Origin of the sequence: Brevibacterium sp. FAM 27836, assembly GCF_051351055.1 — a bacterium.
In the GTDB taxonomy this organism is placed as follows: Bacteria; Actinomycetota; Actinomycetes; order Actinomycetales; family Brevibacteriaceae; genus Brevibacterium.
Window position 1 is genome coordinate 3,561,499 of record NZ_CP195711.1, and the last position, 25,958, is coordinate 3,587,456.

Here is a 25,958-nt window from a genome sequence, read left to right on the forward strand (position 1 = left end):
ACAATGGCCGGACCATGAGAGTGCGTAGACATCGCGACGTTCCCGCCGCACCGACCCGGTCCGGTCCCGCCCCTGCCCGCCTGGACCGACGCACGAAAGACCTCACCAAACGCCTCGAAGCAGGCGATATCGCGGTCATCAAACACTCCGACATCGACCGGATCTCCGCCGAGGCCCTCGTCGCCTGCCGACCGGCCGCGGTGATCAACGCCGACAAATCGATCTCCGGCCGGTATCCGAACCTCGGCCCGGGCATCATCGTCGACGCCGGCATCCCCCTCATCGACGCCACCGGAGCAGAGATCTTCGACGCAGTCGACGAGAACGCCGAGATCTCCACCGAGGGCGGCACCGTCTTTGCAGGCGACACCGAGGTGGCCACCGGAGTTCTGCAGACGCACGAGACGATCGCCGACGACATGCACATGGCCGAAGCCGGAATGAACTCCGTGCTCGTGGACTTCATCGACAACACGATCGAATACATCCGCAAGGACTCCGACCTGCTCTCGGCCGAACTCGTTGTGCCCGAAGTGAAGACGCAGTTCACCGACCGACATGTGCTCATCGTCGTCCGCGGATACCACTACAAGGAGGACCTGGCGATGCTGTCCTCCTACATCCGCGAATACCGGCCCCTGCTCGTCGGCGTCGACGGCGGTGCCGATGCGATCATCGAAGCCGGCTACCGCCCCGACATGATCGTCGGCGACATGGACTCCGTGTCCGACGCCGCGCTGACCTCCGGAGCCGAGATCGTCGTCCACGCCTACCGTGACGGCAACGCGCCGGGCACCGAACGCGTCGAATCCCTCGGCGTCGAATGTGTGGCCTTCGCCGCCTCCGGCACGAGCGAAGACATCGCGATGCTGCTCGCCGATGACAAAGGCGCCGAACTCATCGTCGCCGTGGGCACCCACGACACCGTCATGGAGTTCCTCGACAAAGGCCGCAAGGGCATGGCCTCGACGTTCATCACCCGCCTGCGAGTGGGATCGAAGCTCATCGACGCCAAGGGAGTCTCCCTCCTCTACCGGCAGCGCATCTCCAGCCTGCAGCTGGCCGTGCTCATCATCGCCGGACTCGTCGCCCTCGGCGTGGCGATGACCGCAACCTCGGCCGGGCAGACCTTCCTCGGCCTCATCGGCGCCCAACTCGACGGCCTCTTCGGCTGGATCGGCTCCCTCTTCGGCGGGGACCCCGCGGCCTCGACAGAATCCGCCGGCTTCATCCAAGGACTGACCCGTGATTGATTTCCGCTACCACCTCGTCTCCCTCGTCTCGGTGTTCCTCGCACTCGCCGTGGGCATCGTCCTCGGCGCGGGCCCGCTCAAGGAACCGATCGGGGAATCCCTGCAGAGCCAGGTCGATGCGCTGCGCAGCGACCGAGACACTCTGCGAGCGAACCTCGATGCGGCCAAGGGCAACATCGACAAACAGAACGATTTCGTCACCGCAGCGGCTCCCGAACTCATCAAAGGCACCCTCAAGGGCCAAGACGTGAGCATCATCGCCGGACCCGAGGCCGACCCCGAGCAGGTCGAAGAGGTGAGCAACAGGGTCAAGGAAGCCGACGGCACGATCGCCGGCGACGTCTCCTTCGTCCCGACCACGCTCAGTCTCGAGGACTCCTCTGCGTTCCTCGAACAGCTGCGCAAGATCGTGCCGAAGCTGCCGAAGGACGATTCGACGGCGATCCGCGCGGCACTGGTCATCGCGCTCACCGGAGATGCCTCGATGCTCGAAGATCCCGCCGACCGCGACGCCGCGGAGAAGAAGTCCTCGCAGCTCTACGACGCCTTCGTCGACGCCGACCGTCTGCGCACCGACACCGATCACAAGACGACCTCGCTGTTCATCGTCGTCGACGATGAGAATTCGACTCTGGCCGAGGAGACGAAGCCGAGCCCGCAAGCCACCGATGACAAGGCCACCCGCACCCTGGTGACCGACTTCGTCACCGCACTCACCGCCGAAGCCACCTCGGTCGTCGTCGCCGGCGACGCCGGATCGTCCCAGAACGGACTCGTCAACGTGCTGCGGACGGAGAAGTCGCGGGCCAGCACCGTCGACGGACTCGGCCTCGGCGCCGGCCCCGTCATCGCCGTTCGGGCGCTGGCCGCCGGTGAAGCCGGCACCCACGGACACTACGGATTCGCCGAAGACGCGGAAGGGATCCTGCCCGCGAAGACGGACGAGACGAAGAAGGAAGAGGCGAAATGATCCGCTCCATCGTCAGCACCGCCGTCGCCGGACTCGCCGGATACGCGGCGACGAAGGCCGTGCTCAGGTCTCGGCTGCGCACCCAGCGGGACGTGGTGCGCACCAACCACGCCGGCCGCGAGGTCTCGCTCATCGAAGGCCCGGCCGTCACCGCTGGACTGCTCGCCGGCGGACTGCTCATCGAAGACCCCCGGCAGCGAGCCGCGACCCTGCTGGCCACGGCCGCGGCGGGCGGCCTCGGTGCCGTCGACGACTTCTGCGAATCCGGGTCCTCCAAGGGACTGCGCGGACACCTGAGCGCACTCGCCCGCGGTGAGATCACGACCGGAGCGCTCAAGATCACCGGAATTCCGCTCGCCGCGATCGCGGCCGCGACGATCCTGCGCAGCGGGGCACCTCGGCCCGGGGCCCACGGACTCGCAGACAGCCTCGGATCCGCCTTCGGCACCGGCCTCGGTGCTCGGAAGAACGACCGCGCCTGGTACGCCGCGGCCGCGGACATCGTCGTCACCGGGGGTGTCATCGCCGGATCGGCGAACCTGTTCAACCTCCTCGACCTCCGACCCGGTCGCGCACTCAAGACAGGGGCGCTCACCCTGGCGCTGACCGACCACGAACGTCGCGTGTCCTGGTCGCCGTCGGCCGCGATCGCCGGCGCCACGGCAGCGGCCTGGCCCGAGGACTTGGCCGGTGAGGTCATGCTCGGGGACACCGGCGCGAACGCGCTGGGCGCTGCCATCGGCGTGATCCTCGCCGAAACCGCGAGCCCGGGACGCCGCCGTCTCATCCTCGCCGTCCTCGCCGGACTCACCCTGGCAAGTGAGAAGGTGTCGTTCACCTCCGTCATCGAGTCCACCCCCGGACTGCGGGAGATCGACGCCTTCGGCCGCGAGGGCGTGTGAGCAAGCTCGTTCGAGTCCTCGCCTCCACGGCGCTGCTCGTATCGATCATCACCCTGCTGACCCGACTGGTCGGTTTCCTCCGCTGGTTGGTCTTCTCCGCGACCGTCGGTGCCGGCACCGTCGGCACCGCCTACCAGAGCGCCAACCAGGTGCCGAACATCCTCTTCGAGGTCGTCGCCGGAGGCGCCCTGGCCGGGGCCGTCATCCCGCTGCTCGCGATCCCGCTGGCCCGATCGGACCGCGCGACGGCCGGGCGGATCGCCTCCGGACTGCTGACCTGGGCCGTCTCGGTGACCCTGCCGCTGTCGATCCTGCTCGCCGTCTTCGCCGCGCCCATCGCGAACGTCCTCGTCGATGCGCGGACCAGCGACACCGGAGTGCAGGCGACCGTGCAGCTGCTGCTCATGTTCGCCCCGCAGCTCGTCCTCTACGGCATCGGCGCCGTGCTCACCGGCGTGCTCCAAGCCCACCGGAAGTTCCTCTGGCCGGCGTTCGCCCCGCTGCTGTCCAGCCTCGTCGTCATCGGCAGCTACATCGCCTACCGCATGGTCGGCGGCAACGACGACACCTGGCACTCCCACCTCGGCTGGCTCGGCTGGGGCACGACCATCGGCGTGGCCGCCCTCGCCCTGCCTCTGGCGCTGCCGATGGCCTCGACCGGGCTGAGACTGCGTCCCACCTTCTCCTTCCCGCCCGGGGTCGCCCACCGGGCGCTGCGACTGGCCGGGGCCGGGATGTCGGCTCTGCTCGCGCAGCAGGGCGCCGTGCTCGCGACCCTGACCCTGTCGAACCATTCGGGCGGAGAAGGCACGTTCGTCCTCTTCAGCTACATCAACGCCGTCTACCTGCTGCCGTATGCGGTGCTCGCCGTGACCGTGGCGACCGTGATGTTCCCGACCCTGTCCACCTGGGTGGGACGATCCACCGACCCCGAGGCGACCGACACGCACCGTACCGAAGCCCGGGTGCGACTGCGGGCCGTGACATCGACGACGACCGCGCTCATCGTCGCCATCGGCGGCCTCGGCGCCGTCATCCTCCTCTCCGCGGCCGGACCGCTGCAGACCTTCTTCATCGCCATCGACGCGGAGAAGAGCTCGTCGGCGCCCTTCGACTCGATGGCACAGGCGATCATGGTCATGGCACTGGCCGTGCCCGGCTGGTGTTTCGTCGCCTGGGGCACCCGCGTGTTCTACGCCCTCGAACGGTCCCGCCATTCGGCTGCGGCGACGACGACCGGGTGGCTCCTCGTCATCGTCGGCATGATCGCGGCCATCCTCGTGACGAATGCGAACGGGGATCCGGGGCTGACGCTCATCGCCATCTGCTGCGGCTACGTCTTGGGCATGAGCGTCGCCGGAGGATTCCTGCTCACGTCCATCCGCCGCGTCCTCGGCCCCACCGGCCTCGCGCTGGTCGGCCGCCGCGGACTGCTCACCCTCGGTGCCGCCGCCGTTGCCGGAACCGCGGGAGTCGTGACCTCGCAGTGGCTCGGGGGACTGCTCGACAATTCCGCGGGATCGGCCGTGCTCGCCGGCACCGTCTCCGCGCTGCTCGGCTGCGTGGTCTTCGCGCTCATCGTGCTCATCATCGACCGCGGCTTCCTGGGCGAGGTGCGCAGACTGCTCGCCGACCGGAAGGACACGGGTGCCGGCGAAGCGACGGTACCGCAGGGCACTGGAACGGACAGGGAGGAAGAATCATGAGGATCGTCTTCGTCATCGGCACCTCCACCGGGGGAGTCGGCACTCACGTCAAGGCACTGGCCCGCGACCTCGGTGCGGCCGGTCATGAGATCGGCGTCATCGGCCCCGCCGCGACCGATGAGCACTTCGGTTTCTCCCTGCTGCCCGGAGTCCGCTTCGCCGTGCTCGAACTCGGCACCGGAATCGGACCCGCCGATGCCGCCCTGATCCGGCGGCAGCGCAGTCTGCTGCGCAGCTTCGATGCGCAGATCGTCCACGCCCACGGGTTCCGCGCCGGACTCATCACGCAGCTGACGCTGCGCACCCTGCGCTCCCGTCCGCGTTTCGTCCTCAGCCTCCACAATCGGGCCAGCGGCCAGGGACTGCGTGGGAAGGTCGAAATCCGCGTGGAGACGATGCTCGCCCGCGGCGCCGACCTCGTTCTCGGTGCCAGCACCGACCTCGTCGAACGTGCCCAGGAACTCGGTGCCCGCGATGCCCGGTTCGTGCCCGCCGCCGTACCCGAGGTGACACCGGTGAGCGCCGAGGCGGCCGCCGCCACCCGCGCCCAGCTGGCAAGCACCTACGGCTTCGACGAGGGCGCGGTCATCGTCCTCGCCGTGGGCAGGGTCGCACCGCAGAAGAACTACCCGATGCTCGTGCGCGGGCTCGGCCGCCTCGGCGACACGACGGGCAGCACGAACCCGACCCGGACAGCGGACGCGGCACGCACGGGACAGGACGCCTCGCGCACGAAACAGGACGCGGGCGATCCGGCCCTCGTCGTGCTCATCGCCGGCGCCGCCGACGAAACGGTGCTCGGCGAAGTCCGGGCACAGTACGCTGAGCTCAGCGCCGCCTCGGCGATTCCCCCTCTGCATTTCCTCGGCGCACGCAGCGACGTCGCCGAACTCGCCGCAGCCGCGGACATCTACGTGCTCACGAGCGTGTGGGAGGCCCGCGCGCTCGTGCTCCAGGAAGCGCTCATCTCCGGCAAGGCGATCGTGGCGACCGCAACCGGCGGCAGCACCGAACTCGTCGGCGACGCAGGTGTCCTTGTCCCCGATGACGATGATCGGGCCTTCGCCGCCGCCGTCGCCGAACTCGCCGGAGACCCCGCCCGATGCGCCGAGCTCGGGGCACGGGCACGAGCCCGCGGAGCCGAGCTTCCCGGTGAAAGGGAAGTCGCCGAAGAACTCGCAGGCATATACACGGAACTCGTGTCTGCCCAGGTAGGCTAGAAGCAGCGTCGATCGAAAGTAGAGGATGAGGAAATGAGCGAATCCGGCGAGGTCAACCCACTGAGCGCAGACACGAGGATTCTGCACGTGCTCGCCGAGACCACCGGCCCAGTCGTCGAAGTGGCGAAGCTCGCCGTGCTCGGTCACCTCCGCGCGGGCTTCAAAGTCGCCGTCGCCGCACACCGGTCGCTGCTGGGCACCTTCGGAGTTCCCGAGGAGCTGGCCGACGAATTCCGCGAGATCGAACTCGCGGCGCGCCGACGCTTCTCCATGGCCGACCCGAACACCGCCTTCACCCTGCACAAGTACTACCAGCACGTGGACATCGTCCACGCGCACGGACTGCACGCGGCGACGCTCGCCGGGCTCGCCTTCACCGGTCTGCCCGCCCGCCTGCATCCGAAAGCCGTCGCCACGATCGAGTCCTTCGACTCCGCGAACGTCATCGAGAAGACCGGCGCCGAGATCGTCGGCCGCACCGCCACCGCCGTCCTCGGCACGACCGAACCCGTCGTCGACTACTACAGCGGGCGGGTCCCGATCGTCGAACGCGCCGAACTCGTCCACCCGGACATCGACGTCGACCTCACGGTGCGCACCCCGCGCGCCGATGTCCGACGCGAACTCGGAGTCAAGGAAGGCACCTGGGTGGTCGCCAGCCCCATCGCCCTGCGCGATCACACGGCGCTGGCGACCGTGCTCGACGCCGCCGTCCAGATCAACAGCCGACGCCCCGACCGCAACGTCGTCTTCGTCCTCACCGGCACCGGCAAGGACCGGTCGACGGTGTCCCGCGAATTCTCCGACCGCGGCGTCATCGTCGCCCCCGCCGGTGACCTCGTCGATGTGGCCGCGGCCGCTGACGTCGTCATCGCCAGCGAGACGATGACCGGCCTGTCCCACGAAGACCTCATGCAGCTGTCGAAGCCTGCCGTGTTCATCGGCAGCGAACGCCGCGCCGGCATCTGGGGAGAGGCCGCGAAGAGCGTCGACGCCGACGACACGGACGGTCTGCTGCGTGAGATCAATCATCTTCTCGACGACCCGGCCGGACGCGGCACCTCCGCCGTAGCCGCGAAGAAGCGGGTCATCGACGTCAGCAACGGCGCCGCGATCTCCGCTACGCTGCTCGACCTGTACGCCGAGGCCGACGCCGCCGCGGATTCGTGAGCCGGACTTTGATAGAATCAAATCCCGTGGTGAATCGAACTGGCCCAGGTGGCACTCATACGGCAAAGCACATCTTCGTCACGGGAGGCGTCGCCTCTTCGTTGGGAAAGGGACTGACGGCATCGAGCCTCGGTCATCTGCTCACTCAGCGCGGCCTCACCGTGGCCATGCAGAAGCTGGATCCCTACCTCAATGTGGATCCCGGCACGATGAATCCCTTCCAGCACGGTGAGGTCTTCGTCACCGAGGACGGGGCCGAGACCGATCTCGACATCGGCCACTACGAGCGTTTCCTCGACAACAACCTCGACGGCGCCGCGAACGTCACGACCGGCCAGGTCTACTCCTCGGTCATCGCCAAGGAGCGCCGCGGCGCGTACCTCGGCGACACGGTCCAGGTCATCCCGCACATCACCGACGAGATCAAGGCGCGCATGCGTGCGCAGGCCGAACGCCCCGAGGCCGACCGCCCCGACGTCATCATCACCGAGATCGGCGGCACCGTCGGCGATATCGAATCTCAGCCCTTCCTCGAGGCCGCCCGCCAGGTCCGCCACGACATCGGACGGGACAACGTCTTCTTCATCCACGTCTCCCTCGTGCCCTACCTCGGGCCCTCGGGCGAACTGAAGACGAAGCCGACGCAGCATTCGGTGGCGACCCTGCGCTCGATCGGCATCCAGCCCGATGCGATCGTGCTGCGCTCCGACCGCGAGCTGCCGGACTCGATCCGGGCGAAGATCGCCGGGGCCTGTGACGTCGAAACCGACGCGGTCGTCTCCTGCGTCGACGCTCCGAGCATCTACGACATCCCGAAGGTCCTCCACGACGGCGGCCTCGACGTGTTCGTCATCCGCAGCCTCAACCTTCCCTTCCGCGATGTCGACTGGACGAAGTGGGACTGGGTGCTCGAACGTGTGCACAACCCCTCGAGCGAGGTCACGATCGGCATCGTCGGCAAGTACATCGATCTGCCCGATGCCTACCTGTCGGTGACCGAGGCGCTGCGTCACGGCGGTTTCGCCAACGACGCGAAGGTCAAGATCCGCTGGATCGCCTCCGATGACTGCGAAACCGAAGCCGGAGCCGAGAAGGCGCTGGCCGGACTCGATGCGATCTGCGTGCCCGGCGGCTTCGGCATCCGCGGCATCGAAGGCAAACTCGGCGCACTCAAGTACACCCGCACCCATCAGATCCCGACCCTGGGTCTGTGCCTGGGACTGCAGTGCATGGTCATCGAGTACGCCCGCAATGTCGCCGGCATCGAGGCGGCCTCGTCGTCCGAGTTCGACCCGGAGACCACGGTCCCGGTCATCGCGACCATGGCCGAGCAGCTCTCCATCGTCGAAGGCGAAGGAGACCTGGGCGGGACCATGCGGTTGGGCACCTACGAAGCGAACCTCGCCGAGGGCAGCGTCGTCGCCGGTGTCTACGGTGCGACGACGATCAGCGAACGGCACCGCCACCGCTACGAGGTCAACAACACGTACCGGGATCAGCTCGCCGAGGCGGGGCTGGAGTTCTCCGGCACCTCACCCAACGGTGAGCTCGTCGAGTTCGTCGAACTGTCCGCCGAGACCCACCCGTTCTATGTCTCGACACAGGCCCACCCCGAGCTGAAGTCGCGTCCGACCGCGCCGCACCCGCTGTTCGCGGGGCTCGTAGCCGCGGCGCTGGCGCGTCAGTGAGCACTGTGACCACTGTTGTCAGCGAATGCCGTCGGCGGACACGCCGGCGGCATTCGCCGTTGCACCACCGTCGATGAAGAGGAAGGCAGACGATGAGCACCCTGCAGGATGAGCCGTACACTCCGTCGATCTCCGGATCCGAGGTCGTCTACCGCGGTGCGGTCTGGGACATCCGACGCGAGAGCTTCGACCTGCCCGAAGCCTCCGGACTCGTCCGCGACCTCATGGCCCATACCGGTGCCGTGGGGATCGCCGTCGTCGACGACCAGCAGCGGATGCTCCTCGTCCAGCAGTACCGGCACCCGGTGCGGTCCCGTCTGTGGGAGGTCCCCGCGGGCCTGCTCGACGTTGCCGGAGAAGACCCGGTCGACGCGGCCAAGCGGGAACTCGTCGAAGAAGCCGACCTCACGGCCGAACGCTGGGAGGTTCTCAGCGACTCCTGCCTGACACCGGGCGGCAGCTCCGAGACGATGCGGCTCTACCTCGCCCGTGACCTGGCGTTCGTGCCCGAGGCCGACCGGCATGAACGCGACGAGGAGGAGGCAGGGTTCCGCTTCCGCTGGGTCAGCGTCGACGAGGCGCTCGACGCTGTGGCCGAAGGACGGGTCACGAATGCGATCGCCCAGTTGGCGATCTTCCAGGTCGACAGAGTGCTGCGCGCCGAAGCGGCCGGACAGCCGGTTCAACTGCGCGCCGTCGACTCACCGCGGCCCCTCGTCGACGGACGCCCGGATTTCGGTCGCGGTGCCGAGGTCGAGACGAGAAGCGAGCCGACAGAGAACGTGGTCGCGGGAAGCGCGCCGACAGGGAACGTGGCCGGGCGAAACGCGCCGACAGGCAGCGCGACCGCGGGGGACGGACCAACCGGTTCCGATCGCACCGACGAGGCCTGATTCCTCGTGGCTCGGCACGGCGCCGAACTGCTGCCCGACGACCTCTCCGCAGAACTGCGTCGAGGGTTCGAGTCCTACCTCAATTCCCTGCGCTTCGAACGCGGCCTGTCCCGCAATTCCATCGACGCCTATGCTCGTGACCTCGCCCGATACGGAACCTGGCTGAGCGGTGAGGGGATCGGCCGCCTCGGCGAGGTGGAACGGTCCACCGTCGAAGCCTATGGTCTGCACCTGCTCGACACGGGGCTCGCTCCGCGGTCGCGGGCACGGGCCCTCGTCGCAGTCCGGCGCTTCCACACCTTCGCACTGGCGGAGAATCTCGCCCCCACGGACCCGGCTTCCGAGGTCAGTCCGCCGCAGGAAGGGCTGCGCCTGCCCAAGGCGCTCTCGCTCGACGAGATCGAGGGGATGCTTGCCACGACGGCGGGGGAGGAGCCCGTCCAGATCCGGGCCGCGGCCCTGCTCGAGCTCCTCTACGCCACGGGAGCGCGCATCTCCGAAGCGGTCGGCGTCGACCTCGATGACGTCGACCTCGACTCCGGGCTGGTCCGTCTCTACGGCAAGGGCGGGAAGGAGCGGATCGTTCCCTTCGGATCGCACGCGGCAACGGCACTGGGGGCGTGGGTGTCGCGCGTGCGGCCGGGGATGGCGGCGAAGGCGAAGACCTCGTCGCCGGCCGGGGCGCTGTTCCTCAACGCCCGCGGAACCCGGCTCTCGCGGGTCTCCGCATGGCAGATCGTCAAAGACGCGGCCGAGGCGGCACGGATCGACGCGGAAGTCTCTCCGCACACGTTCCGGCACTCCTTCGCCACCCATCTGCTCGAGGGTGGGGCCGACATCCGTGTCGTTCAGGAGCTGCTCGGGCACGCCTCGGTGACGACGACGCAGATCTATACGAAAGTTTCTGAAGAGACACTGCGGGAAGTGTACGCGACCTCGCACCCCAGGGCGCGGTAGGGTTGGACGAAGAGCAACGAAAGGTGGCCATCCGAGTGATGAATACGCAAGAGGCGTTGGATATCCCCCAGCAGAAGACCGCAGCAGCCGAGCCCGAGGAATTTCCGGAGCCGGCCCCCTTGGCTTCGCATGGACCCGCCCGCATCATCGCCATGGTCAATCAGAAGGGCGGGGTCGGGAAGACGACCTCGTCGATCAACCTCGGCGCGGCTCTGGCCGCATACGGCCGGAAGATGCTGCTCGTCGACTTCGACCCGCAGGGTGCCCTGTCCGTCGGCCTGGGCCTCAACCCCTATGACCTCGACATCAGCGTGTACAACCTGCTGATGAATCCGCGTCTGGACCCGCACGAGGTCATCGTGGGCACGGACTTCGAGGACATCGACATCCTCCCGGCCAACATCGACCTCTCCGCCGCCGAAGTCCAGCTCGTCGGCGAGGTCGCCCGTGAGCAGGTGCTTGCGCGGGCGCTGTCGAAGGTCGCCGACGAATACGACGTCATCCTCATCGACTGCCAGCCCTCGCTCGGTCTGCTCACCGTCAACGCCCTCACCGCCGCCCATGGTGTGATCATCCCGCTTGAGACCGAGTTCTTCGCCCTCCGCGGCGTCGCGCTGCTGGTGGAGACGATCGAGAAGGTCCAGGACCGGCTCAACCCCTCGCTCGAAGTCGATGGGATCCTCGCGACGATGTTCGACTCGCGGACCCTGCACTCGAAGGAAGTCATGTCGCGGGTGACCGAGGCCTTCGGCGACAAGGTCTTCGGGACCGTCATCAACCGCACCGTGAAGTTCCCCGATGCCTCCGTGGCCGCCGAACCGATCACGAGCTTCGCTCCCAAGCATGCCGGGTCCGAAGCCTATCGGCGACTCGCACGGGAGCTCATCGCCCGCGGAGGCGCACCCTGAGCGAGACCATCCAACAGGGCACGCACGATCCCGCAGCCCGCACCGACGACGGTGTCGGAACTGCGGATGACACGGGCACGGCCGTTGAAGGGTTCCAGGTCGAACTCGAGAACTTCTCCGGGCCCTTCGATCTGCTGCTCGGGCTGATCTCGAAACGACGTCTCGACGTCACGGAGATCGCCCTGGCCGAGGTCACCGACGAGTTCATCTCCTACACCACCGAGCTCAAGGACAAGGCGAACCTCGCCGAGATCTCCCAGTTCCTCCTCGTCGCGGCCACCCTGCTCGACCTCAAGACCGCGAGGCTGCTTCCGCACGAAGTGGGCGAGGAAGTCCTCGACCTCGAACTGCTCGAGGCCCGCGACCTGCTCTTCGCCCGCTTGCTCCAGTACAAGGCGTACAAGTCCGTGTCCGGCTACCTCGCCGAGGCGATGGCCGCCGGATCGATCCGCGCGCCCCGCGACGTCGTCCTCGAAGCCGAGTTCCAGGACGTGCTGCCGCCGCTGGAGATAAACATCGGCCCCGGTGAGCTGGCCGGGATCTTCGCCACCGTGCTCCAACGCGACCACACACCGCCGAGTGTCGCCGTCGACCACATCCACCTGCCGCTGGTCAGCGTCTCCGAGCAGCGCGGCCACATCCTCTCCCTGCTGCGCGCCGGAGAGCTCGACTTCGCCGAACTGCTCGAGACCGCGGAGAACACCCTGGTCGTCGTGGCCCGATTCCTCGCACTGCTCGAACTGTTCAAGGTCGGACTCTGCGATTTCGACCAGCCCGAACCGCTGGGGCGGCTGCTCATCCACCGCACCGAAATGAGCGAAGACGGCGTCGACCTGCGCACCGAGGGCGACTGGAGCGGAGACGAAAGCGGCGACGAAAGCGGCGACGACTCAGCAGGCGGCGACCCGTCGACGTCCGACAACGACGAGGGCGTTGGCGATGATGGGGGAGGCGACCCGTCGACGTCCGACAACGACGAGGGCGCTGGCGATGATGGGGGAGATGACAACAAGGACGATGAGGGCACTGACGCTGCTGGGGGAGATGCGCAATCATGATCGATGACGAGATCCTTGCCGGCATCGAAGCCGTGCTCATGATCACCGACTCGGCCGTGTCCGCCGAGGAGCTCGCCACTTCTCTCGGCCTCGACGTGGACACCGTTGTCGAAGCGATCACCACACTCAAGGCCGACTACGACGGCGATGCGGACCACCGGCAGCGCGGTTTCGAGATCCGCCACGTCGCCGGAGGCTTCCGCATCTTCTCCCGCGGTGACTACCACGAAGTCGTCAAGGACTTCCTCACCGCCGGGCAGAGCGCGAAGCTGTCCCAGGCCGCGCTCGAGACCCTCGCCGTCATCGCCTATCGGCAGCCGATCTCCCGACCCCGCATCGCCGCGATCCGCGGAGTCAGCGTCGACGGCGTCATCCGCACCCTGCTGCTGCGCGGACTCATCGTCGAAGCCGGGAAGGAAGCGTCCACCTCGGCGCTGCTCTATGCCACGACCCCGCAGTTCCTCGACACGATGGGCATGAACGCGATCGACGACCTGCCGGACATCGCCCCCTACCTGCCCGAGGACGCCGACGTCGCCGAACTCGGCTCCGATGACGATGAGGTGCTGGCCGAGATCGACGGCGACCTCGATGCCGATGACGATATGCCTGCCACCGGGGCCGATATCGCGGCCCCGGGCGCCGAGATGTCACGACTTGACGATTGATTTGAGAGAATGGGTATATGAGTCCCTACCGTGATCCACGCGCCCCTGGCGGGCGCCAGAACCGACCGAGCCGAAAACAGCGTGCATCGACCGCCGCGAAGTCCTCGAACAAGGGCGGTTCCGGCACCGGCCAGACATCGGATGCCCATGTCAGCGACGGTGTGAGGCTGCAGAAGGTGCTCGCCGAGGCGGGCCTGGGCTCACGTCGGGCCTGCGAGCAGCTCATCGTCGACGGACGCGTTGAAGTCGATGGGCAGATCGTGACCGAGCTGGGCACCCGGATCGACCCCCAAACGCAGTCCGTGTACGTGGACACAGTGAGAATTTCGACACAGACCAAGAAGGTCTACCTCGTGCTCAACAAGCCGGCCGGCGTCGTATCGACGATGAGCGACCCCGAAGGTCGCCCCTGCCTGGCCGACTACGTGCGCAACAACACCGAACGGCTCTTCCACGTCGGTCGTCTCGACACCGAGACCGAAGGTCTCATCCTGCTCACCAACGACGGAGAGCTGAGCAACCGTCTGGCCCATCCGCGCTACGAGGTTCCGAAGACCTACCTGGCGAAGGTCAAGGGCCAGCTGGCCAAGGACGCCGGCGCCATCCTCAAGGCCGGAATCGACCTCGAAGACGGCTTTGTCAAGGTCGACGACTTCAAACTCGTCGATTCGACCCCCGGCAAGTCCGTCGTCGAACTCACCCTCCACTCCGGCCGCAATCGGATCGTGCGCCGCCTGCTCGAAGAGATCGGCCACCCCGTGGAACGACTCGTGCGTCTGCGCTTCGGACCGGTCGTCCTCGACGAGCAGAAGCAGGGCAAGATCCGTCCGCTGCGCTCCGATGAGGTCGGCTCCCTCTTCGAGGCCGTCGGATTGTGAGAGTCCACATCATCGGCACCGGCCTGCTCGGTGCCAGCCTGGGCTTGGCGCTGAGCGCAAAGGGCCATCAGGTGACCCTCGAAGACACCTCGCCGACGGCTCAGCAGCTCGCTGCGGACCTCGGTGCCGGACGTCTCCTCGACGACGCTGCCAGCGCCGACCCGAGCACCGATGCCAAGACCGACTCCGGCACCGACCGCACTGCCGACTCCGGCACCGAGCCGAGCGCCCAGGCGGCCGGCTCGTCTGCACCCACGGCAGCGGCTTCGGCTTCCACGGTCACGACTTCGGCTCCCATACCCCCGGACATCGTCGTCGTGGCGACCCCACCCGACGTCGCCGCCCGCGTCATCGCCACTGCGCTGCAGAGCTACCCGAACGCGACTGTCACTGATGTTGCCAGCGTCAAGACCCGCCTCCTCGAGTCGGTGAAGACCCTGGTCACAGCCGCTCAGCTCGACCGGTACATCGGATGCCATCCGATGGCCGGGCGGGAGAAGTCCGGGGCGATCGCCGCACAGTCGGACCTCTTCACGGCCCGGCCCTGGGTGATCTGCTCGGACGAGGACACACCGGGCTCCCGCCTCGGCGAGGTCATCGCCATGGCCGAGGACACGGGCGCCTCTGTGCTCCACCTCGACCCGCGCATCCACGATGCCGCGGTCGCGAAGGTCTCGCATGTGCCGCAGATCGTCTCCTCCCTCGTCGCCTCCCAGCTGCGGCACGCACCGCTCGAGGAGATCGCGCTGGCGGGGCAGGGCCTGCGCGATGTCACGCGCATCGCCGCATCGGATCCGGGCCTGTGGACGCAGATACTGACCGGCAACGCCGAGGAAGTCCGGTCCGTGCTCGTCGACCTGCGGACCGAGCTCGACGAAGTCATCGGCGCTCTCGAACTCGGTCCCGGGGCGACCGGACAGCTTGCGAAGGCGATCGCGCTGGGCAATGAGGGACACGACCGGATTCCCGGCAAGCACGGGCAGCCGCCGACCACCTATGCTGTTGTCACGATCCTGGTTCCGGACACGCCCGGAACCCTGGCCCGGCTGTTCAAGGACATCGGCGACCTCGGCGTCAACGTCGAAGACTTCCGGATGGATCACGCCTCCGGTCGGAAACTCGGCATGGTCGACGTGTCCGTGGTCCCGGCCATCCAGCAGGAGCTGGAGATCGGATTGCTGTCGAAGGGATGGCAGATCCCCGAATCCGCCATCGAGAAAGAAGGAACTGCATGAGCGTCATAGCCATTGACGGACCGTCCGGAGTGGGGAAGTCGAGCACCGCCAAGGAGGTGGCGCGCAGGCTGGGCTACCAGTACCTCGACACCGGTGCGATGTACCGGGCGATGGCGTGGCTGTGCCTCAACCGTGGAGTCACCGACCCCGTCGACGTGCTCGAACAGGTGCGAGGCGCCGATCTGGAGATCTCGCTGAGCCCCGACGATTTCTTCGTCTCCGTCGACGACATCGACGTCACCGAGGACATCCGCGGTGAGGACGTGTCCGCGAATGTGCAGACCGTCTCCGGCGTCATCGACGCACGTGAGGAGCTCATCGACATGCAGCGGGCGTACATCGCCGCCGCCCCCGAGGGCATCGTCGTCGAAGGCCGCGACATCACCACCGTCGTCGCCACCGACGCCGAGGTGCGCATCCTCATGACCGCTCGCGATGAGGTCCGCGTGGCCCGCCGGGCGAAGGAAGTCCACGGAAACGCCGACGCCGAGGCGGTCGCCGCCACCCAGGATCTCGTCACAGGCCGTGACGCGAAGGACTCCGCCACGACGAGCTTCCTCGAAGCCGCCGACGGAGTGTATACACTCGATACCAGCGACATCGATTTCGACCAGGTGGTCGAGACGGTGCTGCAGCTGGTGAAGGACTCACAATGAGCGAACCCGAATTCCACGAGACACCCGACGAGGACCTCGTCGACCGCGTCGAGAGCATCAGCGACGAGGAAGCCGAGCAGCGGGCGACCGCGCTCGAAGCCGGACTCGAAAGCTACGAGCTCGAAGACGAAGACCGAGCGCTGCTGCACGCCTACGGTTTCGAGGACGAGGAAGAGGAGGCCCTCGGTGCCGCTCCCGTGCTCGCCGTCGTCGGCCGACCCAATGTCGGCAAGTCGACGCTGGTCAACCGCATCCTCGGTCGCCGCGAAGCCGTCGTCGAAGACGTTCCCGGAGTCACCCGTGACCGGGTGAGCTACCGCGCGGAGTGGAACACGAAGGAATTCACCCTCGTCGACACCGGCGGTTGGGACCAGGACTCGAAGGGCATGGCCTCGCGGATTGCAGTGCAGTCCGAGATCGCCGTGGACATGGCCGATGCCGTTGTGCTCGTCGTCGATGCGACGACCGGTCCGACCTCGACCGATGAGATGATCGTGAAGATGCTGCGGCGGAAGAAGAAGCCTGTCATCCTCGCCGCGAACAAGGTCGATGACGAGCGCGGCGAACTGATGGCCGCCGAACTGTGGGGCCTGGGCCTGGGCCAGCCGTGGACGGTATCGGCTCTGCACGGTCGCGGAGTCGCTGACCTGCTCGACGAGGTTCTGACGATTCTGCCCGAGGTCTCGGCCGTCGACGCCCGTATCGAAGAGGGCGGACCGCGTCGCATCGCGCTCGTCGGGCGTCCGAACGTCGGCAAGTCCTCCCTGCTCAACCAGCTCATCGGCACCGATCGTGTGCTCGTGGACAATGTCGCCGGCACCACGCGTGACCCCGTCGATGAGCTCATCGAGCTCGGCGGGAAGCAGTGGCGTTTCGTCGACACCGCCGGCATCCGTCGTCGTGCCCATCAGGCCAGCGGCGCTGACTTCTATGCTGCGCTGCGGACGCAGACCGCGCTGGAACGCGCCGAGGTGGCCCTCGTCCTCCTCGAGGTTCAGGAGCCTCTGAGCGAGCAGGACGTGCGCATCGTGACCACCGCAGTCGAAGCCGGGCGTGCCGTGGTGCTCGCGTTCAACAAGTGGGATCTGCTCGATGACGAACGCCGCTACTACCTCGAACGGGAGATCGAACGGGACCTCGGGCATGTGGCGTGGGCTCCGCGGGTGAACATCTCCGCGAAGACCGGTCGGCATGCGGAGAAGCTCGTCCCCGCGATGGAGGCAGCACTCGAGGGCTGGGACACCCGCATTCCGACGGGGCGGCTCAATGCCTTCCTCGGTGAGCTCGTCGCTGCGAACCCGCATCCCGTGCGCGGCGGCAAGCAGCCGCGCATCCTCTTCGGCACTCAGGCGCAGTCGCGTCCGCCGAAGTTCGTGCTCTTCACCACCGGATTCCTCGACCCCGGCTACCGTCGATTCATCATTCGCCGTCTGCGTGAGACCTTCGGGTTCAAGGGCACCCCGATCGAGGTGTCAATGCGCATCCGCGAGAAGCGGCGGAGACGCTGAGTGAACGAGGGCGAGCGGTCCGAGGATTCGACCGCACACGACGATGCGGCAGCCGGTGCGGCCGGTTCCTCGGCACGCCCTGCTGAGCCCGGCCCATCCGCTCCACCTGGCCCGTCCGCTCCGACTGGCCCGTCCGCTCCGACTGGCCCGTCCGCTCCGTCCGCGGAGTCGCAGTCTGAACAGGCCACGGACGCCGCTTCGGCTGCCGACTCGGAAACGACGGGGGACGACTCCGGTCGCGCCGCCTCGGTGATCGAGGATTCGGCTGCCGGCATCGACGAATCAAACGCAGGTGTCGACGACTTGGGCGCCCACCTCGACGGCTCGGGAGTCGGCGTCGACGAATCGGGCCCTGGCTTCGACGACTCGGGCGCCGACGTCGGCCCCCGGCCCTGGCACTCGCGCCCACCGGCACGCGCGCTCATGATCGCGGTGACCATGGCGGGGCTGGCCTACGCTCTCATGTTCTTCCGCGGTCTGCAGGACATCGTGGCTCCGGTGTTCCTCGCCCTCAACTTCTACATCGTCGTCTACCCCGTGCAACGGCTCCTCACCCGGTTCAAGGTGCCGCGCGCGATCGGCGCATCCATTTCTGTGGTCCTCGTGCTGTGCATGATCCTCGCCTTCTTCGGGCTCACAGCGTGGTCGGTGGCCGAGCTCGTCATCCTCATCCCCAGCTACAGCAACGAACTCGCCCACTCGTACCAGAACGCACTGGCGCTGCTCTCGGACATCGGGGTGACCTCCTCGGTGATCCAGCAGCAGCTCAAGGCCTTCGACGTGCGCTCCGTGCTCGATGCCATCTACCCGCTGCTGACGAACGTGTCCTCGGTCGCGGGTCTGCTCACGACGGTGATCATGTCGGTCTTCTTCGTGGCGATGGATTCGATGGGCATCGACAAACGGATGACGATGCTGTTGGACATCAAACCCTCCCTGTCGGCCTCGTTGGGCGACTTCGCCCGCGGAGTCCGTCGCTACTGGGTGGTCGCCACGATCTTCGGTCTCATCGTCGCCTTCCTCGATGTCGTCGCCTTGGCGATCATTGATGTTCCACTCATCTGGGTGTGGGGCGTGCTCGCGTTCCTCACGAACTACATTCCGAACATCGGCTTCGTCATCGGCCTCGTCCCGCCGGCTCTGCTCGCGCTCGTTGACAGCGGCTGGCAGTCGGCGGTGTGGGTGATCGTGGCCTACAGTGTGCTCAACTTCGTCATCCAGGCGATCATCCAGCCGAAGTTCACAGGAGAATCCGTCGGCGTGACCCCGCTCGTGTCGTTCCTCTCCCTGCTGTTCTGGGTGTGGATCCTCGGGTGGCTCGGAGCCTTGTTGGCGCTGCCGGCGACCCTGCTGCTCAAGGCGCTGCTCGTCGACGCGGACCCGCGGGCGAGGTGGGTGAACATCCTCCTGGCCTCCGACGCGGACACGGGGACGGGAAATCCGGTGACGGGATCGGCGCGAAAGGGCGCGGCCCCCTCGCCCTCCGAAGCCTGAGTGGTTAGCATGAAGTATGGCGACACTACTGAATATCCATCCGGAGAACCCACAGGACCGACTGATCGAGAAGGCCGCCGAGTCCCTGAGAAATGGTGGGCTCATCGCCTACCCCACGGACTCCTGCTACGCGCTGGGCTGCGCCCTGGACAACAAGGACGGCATCGAGCGGATCACCCGCATCCGGCAGCTGGGCTCGAAGCACCACTTCACGCTCATGTGCCATGATTTCGCCCAACTGGGACAGTTCGTCATCGTCGACAACTCGGATTTCCGGGCGATCAAATCAATGACGCCGGGGCCGTTCACCTTCATCATGAAGGCGACGAAGGAAGTGCCGCGGCGGATGATGCATCCGAAGAAGCATTCGGTCGGGGCGCGGATTCCGCAGAATGTCACCGCGCTGGCTCTCGTCGAAGCGATGGGCGAGCCGATCCTGTCGTCGACTCTGCTGCTGCCCGGCGATGAGGATCCGCTCACCCACGCCGAGGATGTCGTGGACCAACTGGGCAACGACGTCGACATCGTCATCGAATCCGGCGTGCCCGGAGTCGTGCCGACCTCGGTCATCGACTTCACCGGCCGGTTCCCCGAGGTCGCCCGCGTCGGAGCCGGAGACGTCTCCCGCTTCCTCGAGGAATGACGAACGCGTGCACCTGCACGCATAACCGACCGACAATCAGAACGGATGATGCCTCGCCGAGGTGGTGGTTGCGCCTCGGCGAGGCATCAGCTGCGTCTCGGAGCGCGTCAGAGACCCAGATAGGCTGCCTGGACGTCCGGATTGTCAAGCAGCCGAGAGGCATCATCGGCGAGCACGATCCGACCTTCAGCGAGGACATAGCCGCGATGGGCGATCGCCAGCGACGCCTTCGCATTCTGCTCGCTGAGCAGGACGCCGATGCCGTTGCGATTGATCTGTGCGACGGATTCGAGGACCTGTTCGACGACGATCGGTGCCAGACCCATTGACGGTTCGTCGAGGATCAGCAGGCTCGGATCCGACATCAGCGCCCGACCGATCGCCACCATCTGCTGCTGTCCGCCCGACAGCGAGCCGGCCGGCTGCTTCGCCTTCTCCTTGAGGATCGGGAACAGGTCGAGAACCTCCGCATAGATCTCCTCGGTGCGGGAACTGTTCCTGTGCGGGTACGACCCCAGCCGCAGGTTCTTCTCCACCGACATCTTCCCGAACAGATGACGTCCCTCGGGGCAGTGTGCGATTCCGGACTTGACGATGGCGTTGGCGCGGGCTCGGTGGAGTTTCCGGCCCTCGTAGTCGATCGTTCCCGTCCGCACGCGCATGAGTCCGCTGATGGTTCTGAACAGCGTGGTCTTTCCCGAACCGTTCGCGCCGAGGATGACGGTGAGTTCGCCCGCCCGCGCGGTGATGCTCACGCCGTGGAGGACGTCGGTGGCATCGTAGCCGGTGCTGACATTGTCGAGTGTGAGCATCACTTCTCCTTCTGGTCCGTCGGATCCTGGGGCGTCGAACCGAGATACGCATGGATGACGTCCGGATTCGACTGGATCTCGGAAGGCACGCCGAAGGCGAGCTTCTGCCCGTGGTCGAGGACGAGGATCGTGTCCGCGAGATCCATGATCATCGTCATCTTGTGTTCGACGAGGAGGACCGAGACCCCACGCTGGGGCAGCGAACGGATGAGGTTGCCGAAGTCCGCGGTCTCCTCCTCGGGGATGCCGCCGGCGGGCTCATCAAGGAGAATCAGCTCCGGTTCGGTCGCCAAGGCCATGGCGACGGCGGTGCGCTTCTGCACCTCTTGCGGAACATTGGAGGCCAGATCGTGCCGGTATTCCGCCACCCCGCAGTACTCGAGAGCCTCCATGGCACGGTCTTCATTGATCCGAGACTCCCGGCGGTGCCGCGGAGTGTGGAAGACAGCGTCGAAGATGGTGGACTTCGAACGCACGATCCGACCTGCCAGCACGTTTTCCAACAGGGTGCTGTCATCGAACAGGTTCGTGGTCTGAAAGGTGCGTGCGATTCCTCCGGCCACCGTATTGTGCGGCGAGGAGTGGGTGATGTCCTCGTCCTTGAAGCGGATGCTGCCGGACGTCGGCCGGTAGAAGCCGTGAACGAGGTTGAACAGGGTCGATTTGCCGGCACCGTTGGGGCCGATCACCGCGGTGATCCGTCCCTCTTCGACGTCCAGGTCCACGTCCTTGACCGCATCGAGTCCGCCGAAGCGTTTGCCGAGGCCACGTATTTCCAACAGGGTCATTTCTTCTCCTCGGGAGCGGCCGGGCCGCCGGAACGGGTGACATGGGAATCTGCCGCGTCGTCGTGTCCGGACGGGCCACCTCGGTTCGCTGACTCAGCGGCTTCCGCGCTTCGGCGGGCGGCGGCAACTCGCCGTCGACGATTGCGTTTGTCGACGAACCCGCCGAGGTAGCCGATGATTCCCCTGGGTGCGAAGATCACGAGTGCGACGATGATCGGTCCCAAGACGATGAAGCGGTAGGCCTGGAAGTCCTGGAACAGCTCGAACAGGAATGTCACGATCATGCTGCCCAAGAGCGGTCCTGCGACCGTACCCATGCCTCCGACGAGGATGAACATGAGGAATTCGAAGGTCTTGTCCAGGGACGCGGAATCCGGGCCGATGAAGCCGACGACGGTGGCGTACAGGCCGCCGCCGATGCCGCCGAAGACCGCGGAGGCGGCGAAGGCCAGCTGCTTGCTGAAGCCGACTCGCACTCCGATGGCGTCGGCGAGGTCTTCGCTGGTTCTGATCGTGAGCAGGGTCCGGCCCACACTCGAGCGGCGAACTGCGTAGGTGATGTAGACGCAGATGAGCAGGATGACGAAGACGAGGTAGAACATTGCCACCGGCGAACCGAAGTCGACGAGGCCGCCTCCTTCGGGGAACTTCACATTGTTGACTCCCGAGTGCGCATGGGTGACAGATTCCCACCGGCTGATGACCAGGAAGATGATGAAGCCGATGGCCATGGTGAAGATGGCGAAGTATTCGTCTTTCGTGCGCAGTGCGATGAGCCCGCACAGGTATCCGATGACGGCGGTGCCGATCACGGAGACGGCGAAAGCAGACCAGAACGACCAGTCGTAGTCGGTGGTGAGCAGTCCGACGCCGTAGGCGCCGATTCCGAAGAAGCCGCCCTGCGCCAGGGACAGCTGTCCCGTGAAGCCGAGGATGATGTTGAGTCCGTAGACCGCGATCGCCGCGCACATTCCGACGGTGATGACTCGCATGGCGTAGTTCTCGTGTGCGAAGAAGAGCGGAGCCGCAGCGATGAGGACGACGAGGGCGAATGTGCCGATGATTCTCGGGTTCTTCAATGCGTTCATCGCTGCACCGCCTTCGTGAAGAGTCCATTGGGTTTGATGGCCAACACGGCCACGAGAACGATGAAGGCCACGGTGTCACCGAATGCCGAGGACACATAGGTGGCGGTCATCGTCTCGGCGATCGCCAGGACGAAACCGCCGAGGATCGCACCGGGCAGGGACCCGAGCCCGCCGAGGATGATGATGGCGAAGACCTTGAGGTTGAGGGCATCGCCCATCGTGGGGGAGAGCAGGTTGATCGGTGCGACCAGTCCTGCCGCGATCGTGGCCAGGAGGGCCGAGAGCCCCAAAGTCAGCATCGACACCATGGACGGGTTGATTCCGACCAGGGAGGCGCCGATGCGATCCTGTTCGATCGCTTCGATCGTCTGTCCGTGGATGGAGCGTTTGATGAACCAGGCCAGCAGGGCCAACACGATCACCGCAGTGATGATGATGACGATGCGCTGGGCGGAGATCTCGGCGCCGAGGACTCGCAGTTCGCCGGTGATCGGTGTGTCCATCCGGCGGAAATCCGCGCCCCAGATCGCTTGTGCGAGGGCTTGGAAGAAGAACATCGCACCGACGGCCGCGATCATGTGGTGAGTGTGCGGAGAGTTCCGAAGCGGGTGGAAGACCAGACGTTCGAGACCGACGCCGAGGACGAAGAGGATGATCGCGGCCATTCCGATCGCCGCGATGTAGGGGACGCCGATGGTCGTGAGGAAGAAGTACGTGATGTAGGCGCCGAGCATGTACAGCGAACCATGCGCCAGGTTCGGAATGCGCAGGACGCCGAACACCAGGGTCAGACCGATCGCAGCCAGACAGTAGACACCGCCGAGTGCGAGGCCGTTGAAGAGTTGTTGGATGAAGAGAGTCATGATGATTCTGGTCCTCTGCAGGCATGAGGGCGGCTCGGGTGAGGCGCCGTCGTGGCGCCTCACCCACTGTCGTGCCGCAGACGGAAGTTACTTGTTGTCCGAGACCTGTTCGATCGGGATCTTCGTGTACTTGCCGTCGTCATCCAGGAAGGTCGCCTCGAGGTTCGGGTTGACCAGATGCCCTTCGTCGGTGATCTCCTCAGGGAACCCGTTGACCTTGTACCGGTCGTCGACTTCCGGAAGCGCGTCCGTGATGGCTTCGCGAATCTTCTCCGGATCGTCGGTGCTGCCCGAGACTTCCATCGCCTTGGCGATGATGGCGATGCCTTGGTAGTTCAGCGCCGTTTCGCTGGTGGCCACCTTCTTGTCCCCGGCTTTGTCGGCGAACTTCTTGAGGAAGTCCTCTGTGCCCGGGTCTTCGTATTCGGCGACAGGCAGGACTCCGACGGAGTTCTTGAGATTGTCGAGCTTCGTCACGGTCGCCATCTCGTCGAGTTTGGCCTGATCCATGACGAGGAAGCTGCCCTTGAAGCCCTGCTTGCGTGCTTCCTCCATGATCAGAGCGGTCGGCTGAGAGGGTCCGCCGACGAAGATCGCATCGGGCTTCTCTGCCAGTGCCTTGGAGACGGGTCCGGCGAAGTCGGAGACCGTGGCGTAGTCGATGCTGTTGTCCTTGCCGATCTCTCCGCCGGCGGCGCTCCACGATTCGGTGATCGACTCGGTCCACTGCTGACCGTATTCGCTCTGCGTTCCCAGCAGTGTGAGCTTCTTCCCGCCATGTTCCATGGCGGTTTCGGTGAACTCATCGGCGTAGGACTCGAAGTTCGGAGGGATCATCATCGTCAATGGATTGTCCGATTGCACGATCGCCGGATCCGAGGTGTACGCGGAGATGAGGAAGTTCGATCTGCCGCTGTTGATCTGCTGGATCGCTTTGATCGCACCGGCGTTGGGGGAGACGACGACCGGTGCTTTGTCCTGATCGGCCAGGCGCTGGGCATTGCTTGCCGCCGTGGCTGGTGCGTATTTGTCGTCGAGGGCCTTCAGCTCCAGAGTGACGGGCTTGCCGTCGACTTCGACTCCGTCGGAGTTGAGGTCGTCGATGGCCATTTCGAGGCCGATCTGGACGTTCTCTCCGTATGCTGCGCCTCCACCGCTGAGCGGTCCGGTGTAGCCGATGACGACTGTGTCGCCTTCTCCCGAACCTCCACCTCCACAGGCGCTCAGCGACAATGCGAATGCGCCCACGACTGCGGCGGCCAATAGTCTTCGACTGCGGTTTCGCGAGACAGAGTGCATCTTTTCTCCTTTGAAAAGCTCCCGGAGCGAGGACGCTCCACACAGTGTCCGAGGTGTCTTCTGTGACGGTTCTCGGAAGGCGCCGTCGAGATGAGATCGACAGCGACTGATTTGAACCTTCCCAAAACAATCCGGCGAAGTCAATGATTTTCGACGAGATTTTTGAACGTTCGATAATCAATCAGATTCGTCGCCTTGTTTCCGTAAAAGGCGAGGTGAGGCGTGGTGCGGAGCCGAATCCGGGGCGCTCGCGCCGCCTGTGCGGCTCTGCTATCGCGCTGATATGCCCACACTTTGAGCAATCAATCGTTCAGCGACGAGAAATGGTCTAGAGTGAAAGCGGTTGCGCAAGAGACCCCGGTCACATCGGCACTGCAGCGGAGGGTGACAGCTCGTGATCGCGCGATACGACATTGATATCTGAGACCACTATTCTGAGGAGCACGAATATGACTCGTACAGCTATCGTCACCGGAGGCGGACGCGGCATCGGCGCGGCAATCGCCAAGCGGCTCGGCGCCGACGGACTCAAGGTCGCCGTCCTCGACATGGGGCCGACAGACGACACCGTCGCAGCAATCAAGGCCGACGGAGGGGAAGCCCTCGGGCTCGAAGCCGATGTCTCCGACGAGGACTCGGTCAACGCAGCCGTCAAGCAGGTCGCTGACACCCTCGGTGCGCCCACCGTTCTGGTCAACAACGCCGGGATCCTGCGCGACAACCTGCTGTTCAAGATGTCGTATGAGGAGTTCAACAAGGTCCTCTCCGTCCACCTCGGCGGAGCTTTCCTCATGGCCAAGGCCGTCCAGTCGTACATGGTCGAAGAGAAGTTCGGGCGCATCATCTCGATGTCGTCGACTTCGGCGCAGGGCAACCGCGGGCAGACGAACTACTCGGCCGCGAAGGCCGGAATCCAGGGCATCACGAAGACCTGGGCCATCGAGCTCGGCAAGTTCGGCGTCACCGCGAATGCCATCGCCCCCGGCTTCATCGAAACCGACATGACGAAGGCCACGGCCGAGCGCGTGGGCATGGACTTCGACGACTTCGTCAAGGCCTCTGTCGAAGGCATCCCGGTTGCGCGCTCCGGCAAGCCCGAGGACATCGCCCACACGGCATCGTTCCTCGCCTCAGAAGGCGCCGGATTCGTCTCCGGTCAGGTCATCTACGTTGCCGGTGGGCCGAAGGACTGACCGTGAGCACCTGTTTGCGGGAAGCGGATCCCGCACGTCAGTGCCTGCTGGCGGGCAGCAGTTCTCGCAGGCCAGCACCATCCATGAACTCATGACGCGATGTTCGAC

Annotated in this window: 24 protein-coding genes; 19 read left to right on the forward strand and 5 right to left on the reverse strand. The window is 65.9% G+C overall.

Going from position 1 to position 25,958, the window contains the following annotated elements:
- Positions 1 to 14: 14 nt before the first annotated feature.
- From steA to ACSE4D_RS16000, 18 genes are all read left to right on the forward strand, one after another.
- Positions 15 to 1,253, forward strand: coding sequence for a putative cytokinetic ring protein SteA (steA, locus tag ACSE4D_RS15915; protein WP_436326266.1), 1,239 nt, complete (start codon positions 15 to 17; stop codon positions 1,251 to 1,253).
- Positions 1,246 to 2,223 carry a copper transporter gene (locus ACSE4D_RS15920; RefSeq protein ID WP_135542049.1) on the forward strand — a complete coding sequence of 326 codons (978 nt, stop codon included), beginning with the start codon at positions 1,246 to 1,248 and terminating at the stop codon, positions 2,221 to 2,223. Before steA ends, ACSE4D_RS15920 begins: the two co-directional genes overlap by 8 nt.
- Positions 2,220 to 3,125: a hypothetical protein gene (locus ACSE4D_RS15925; protein ID WP_425120363.1), complete on the forward strand. Its 906-nt coding sequence runs from the start codon at positions 2,220 to 2,222 to the stop codon at positions 3,123 to 3,125. Before ACSE4D_RS15920 ends, ACSE4D_RS15925 begins: the two co-directional genes overlap by 4 nt.
- Positions 3,122 to 4,831 (forward strand): murein biosynthesis integral membrane protein MurJ, encoded by a 1,710-nt coding sequence (gene murJ, locus ACSE4D_RS15930; RefSeq protein WP_425120364.1) that lies wholly within the window; start codon positions 3,122 to 3,124, stop codon positions 4,829 to 4,831. The genes ACSE4D_RS15925 and murJ overlap by 4 nt, the downstream gene beginning before the upstream one ends.
- Positions 4,828 to 6,051 carry a glycosyltransferase family 4 protein gene (locus ACSE4D_RS15935; RefSeq protein WP_436326267.1) on the forward strand — a complete coding sequence of 408 codons (1,224 nt, stop codon included), beginning with the start codon at positions 4,828 to 4,830 and terminating at the stop codon, positions 6,049 to 6,051. Before murJ ends, ACSE4D_RS15935 begins: the two co-directional genes overlap by 4 nt.
- A gap of 33 nt (positions 6,052 to 6,084) precedes the next feature.
- A complete protein-coding gene (locus ACSE4D_RS15940) occupies positions 6,085 to 7,221 on the forward strand; it encodes a group 1 glycosyl transferase (protein WP_436326268.1) in 1,137 nt (378 codons plus the stop codon).
- A gap of 8 nt (positions 7,222 to 7,229) precedes the next feature.
- Entirely contained in the window at positions 7,230 to 8,909 is a 1,680-nt protein-coding gene (locus ACSE4D_RS15945) for a CTP synthase (RefSeq protein ID WP_426937447.1), read from the forward strand.
- Between the two features lie 92 nt (positions 8,910 to 9,001).
- Positions 9,002 to 9,802: an NUDIX domain-containing protein gene (locus tag ACSE4D_RS15950; protein WP_135542037.1), complete on the forward strand. Its 801-nt coding sequence runs from the start codon at positions 9,002 to 9,004 to the stop codon at positions 9,800 to 9,802.
- Between the two features lie 6 nt (positions 9,803 to 9,808).
- Positions 9,809 to 10,759 (forward strand): site-specific tyrosine recombinase XerD, encoded by a 951-nt coding sequence (gene xerD, locus ACSE4D_RS15955; protein WP_135542035.1) that lies wholly within the window; start codon positions 9,809 to 9,811, stop codon positions 10,757 to 10,759.
- A gap of 38 nt (positions 10,760 to 10,797) precedes the next feature.
- A complete protein-coding gene (locus tag ACSE4D_RS15960; protein ID WP_135542081.1) occupies positions 10,798 to 11,667 on the forward strand; it encodes a ParA family protein in 870 nt (289 codons plus the stop codon).
- 146 nt (positions 11,668 to 11,813) lie between these two features.
- Positions 11,814 to 12,725 carry a segregation and condensation protein A gene (locus ACSE4D_RS15965; protein ID WP_436327142.1) on the forward strand — a complete coding sequence of 304 codons (912 nt, stop codon included), beginning with the start codon at positions 11,814 to 11,816 and terminating at the stop codon, positions 12,723 to 12,725.
- On the forward strand, positions 12,722 to 13,393 hold the full coding sequence (gene scpB / locus ACSE4D_RS15970; RefSeq protein ID WP_425120369.1) for an SMC-Scp complex subunit ScpB: 672 nt from the start codon (positions 12,722 to 12,724) through the stop codon (positions 13,391 to 13,393). Before ACSE4D_RS15965 ends, scpB begins: the two co-directional genes overlap by 4 nt.
- Before the next feature lie 17 nt (positions 13,394 to 13,410).
- Positions 13,411 to 14,271, forward strand: a complete 861-nt coding sequence (locus ACSE4D_RS15975; protein ID WP_135542029.1) for a pseudouridine synthase — start codon at positions 13,411 to 13,413, stop codon at positions 14,269 to 14,271.
- Positions 14,268 to 15,506, forward strand: a complete 1,239-nt coding sequence (locus tag ACSE4D_RS15980) for a prephenate dehydrogenase (protein WP_436326269.1) — start codon at positions 14,268 to 14,270, stop codon at positions 15,504 to 15,506. Before ACSE4D_RS15975 ends, ACSE4D_RS15980 begins: the two co-directional genes overlap by 4 nt.
- On the forward strand, positions 15,503 to 16,162 hold the full coding sequence (cmk, locus tag ACSE4D_RS15985) for a (d)CMP kinase (protein WP_436326270.1): 660 nt from the start codon (positions 15,503 to 15,505) through the stop codon (positions 16,160 to 16,162). Before ACSE4D_RS15980 ends, cmk begins: the two co-directional genes overlap by 4 nt.
- Positions 16,159 to 17,670: a ribosome biogenesis GTPase Der gene (gene der, locus ACSE4D_RS15990; protein WP_436326271.1), complete on the forward strand. Its 1,512-nt coding sequence runs from the start codon at positions 16,159 to 16,161 to the stop codon at positions 17,668 to 17,670. The genes cmk and der overlap by 4 nt, the downstream gene beginning before the upstream one ends.
- Positions 17,671 to 19,164, forward strand: a complete 1,494-nt coding sequence (locus ACSE4D_RS15995; RefSeq protein WP_436326272.1) for an AI-2E family transporter — start codon at positions 17,671 to 17,673, stop codon at positions 19,162 to 19,164.
- A 16-nt stretch (positions 19,165 to 19,180) separates the two neighbouring features.
- On the forward strand, positions 19,181 to 19,807 hold the full coding sequence (locus ACSE4D_RS16000) for an L-threonylcarbamoyladenylate synthase (protein WP_135542023.1): 627 nt from the start codon (positions 19,181 to 19,183) through the stop codon (positions 19,805 to 19,807).
- A 107-nt stretch (positions 19,808 to 19,914) separates the two neighbouring features.
- Here the strand turns inward: ACSE4D_RS16000 and ACSE4D_RS16005 are convergent, their stop codons facing one another.
- From ACSE4D_RS16005 to ACSE4D_RS16025, 5 genes are all read right to left on the reverse strand, one after another.
- Positions 19,915 to 20,619 carry an ABC transporter ATP-binding protein gene (locus tag ACSE4D_RS16005; protein ID WP_135542021.1) on the reverse strand — a complete coding sequence of 235 codons (705 nt, stop codon included), beginning with the start codon at positions 20,617 to 20,619 and terminating at the stop codon, positions 19,915 to 19,917.
- Entirely contained in the window at positions 20,619 to 21,407 is a 789-nt protein-coding gene (locus ACSE4D_RS16010) for an ABC transporter ATP-binding protein (protein WP_135542019.1), read from the reverse strand. Before ACSE4D_RS16010 ends, ACSE4D_RS16005 begins: the two co-directional genes overlap by 1 nt.
- Positions 21,404 to 22,495: a branched-chain amino acid ABC transporter permease gene (locus tag ACSE4D_RS16015; RefSeq protein WP_135542017.1), complete on the reverse strand. Its 1,092-nt coding sequence runs from the start codon at positions 22,493 to 22,495 to the stop codon at positions 21,404 to 21,406. The genes ACSE4D_RS16010 and ACSE4D_RS16015 overlap by 4 nt, the downstream gene beginning before the upstream one ends.
- Positions 22,492 to 23,358, reverse strand: a complete 867-nt coding sequence (locus ACSE4D_RS16020) for a branched-chain amino acid ABC transporter permease (RefSeq protein ID WP_135542015.1) — start codon at positions 23,356 to 23,358, stop codon at positions 22,492 to 22,494. The genes ACSE4D_RS16015 and ACSE4D_RS16020 overlap by 4 nt, the downstream gene beginning before the upstream one ends.
- A gap of 87 nt (positions 23,359 to 23,445) precedes the next feature.
- A complete protein-coding gene (locus ACSE4D_RS16025; protein ID WP_135542013.1) occupies positions 23,446 to 24,657 on the reverse strand; it encodes an ABC transporter substrate-binding protein in 1,212 nt (403 codons plus the stop codon).
- Positions 24,658 to 25,106: 449 nt separating this feature from the next.
- Here ACSE4D_RS16025 and ACSE4D_RS16030 point away from each other — a divergent pair, with 449 nt between their 5' ends.
- Complete coding sequence (locus ACSE4D_RS16030) at positions 25,107 to 25,850, forward strand: SDR family oxidoreductase (RefSeq protein WP_135542011.1); 744 nt, start codon at positions 25,107 to 25,109, stop codon at positions 25,848 to 25,850.
- Positions 25,851 to 25,958 lie beyond the last annotated feature (108 nt).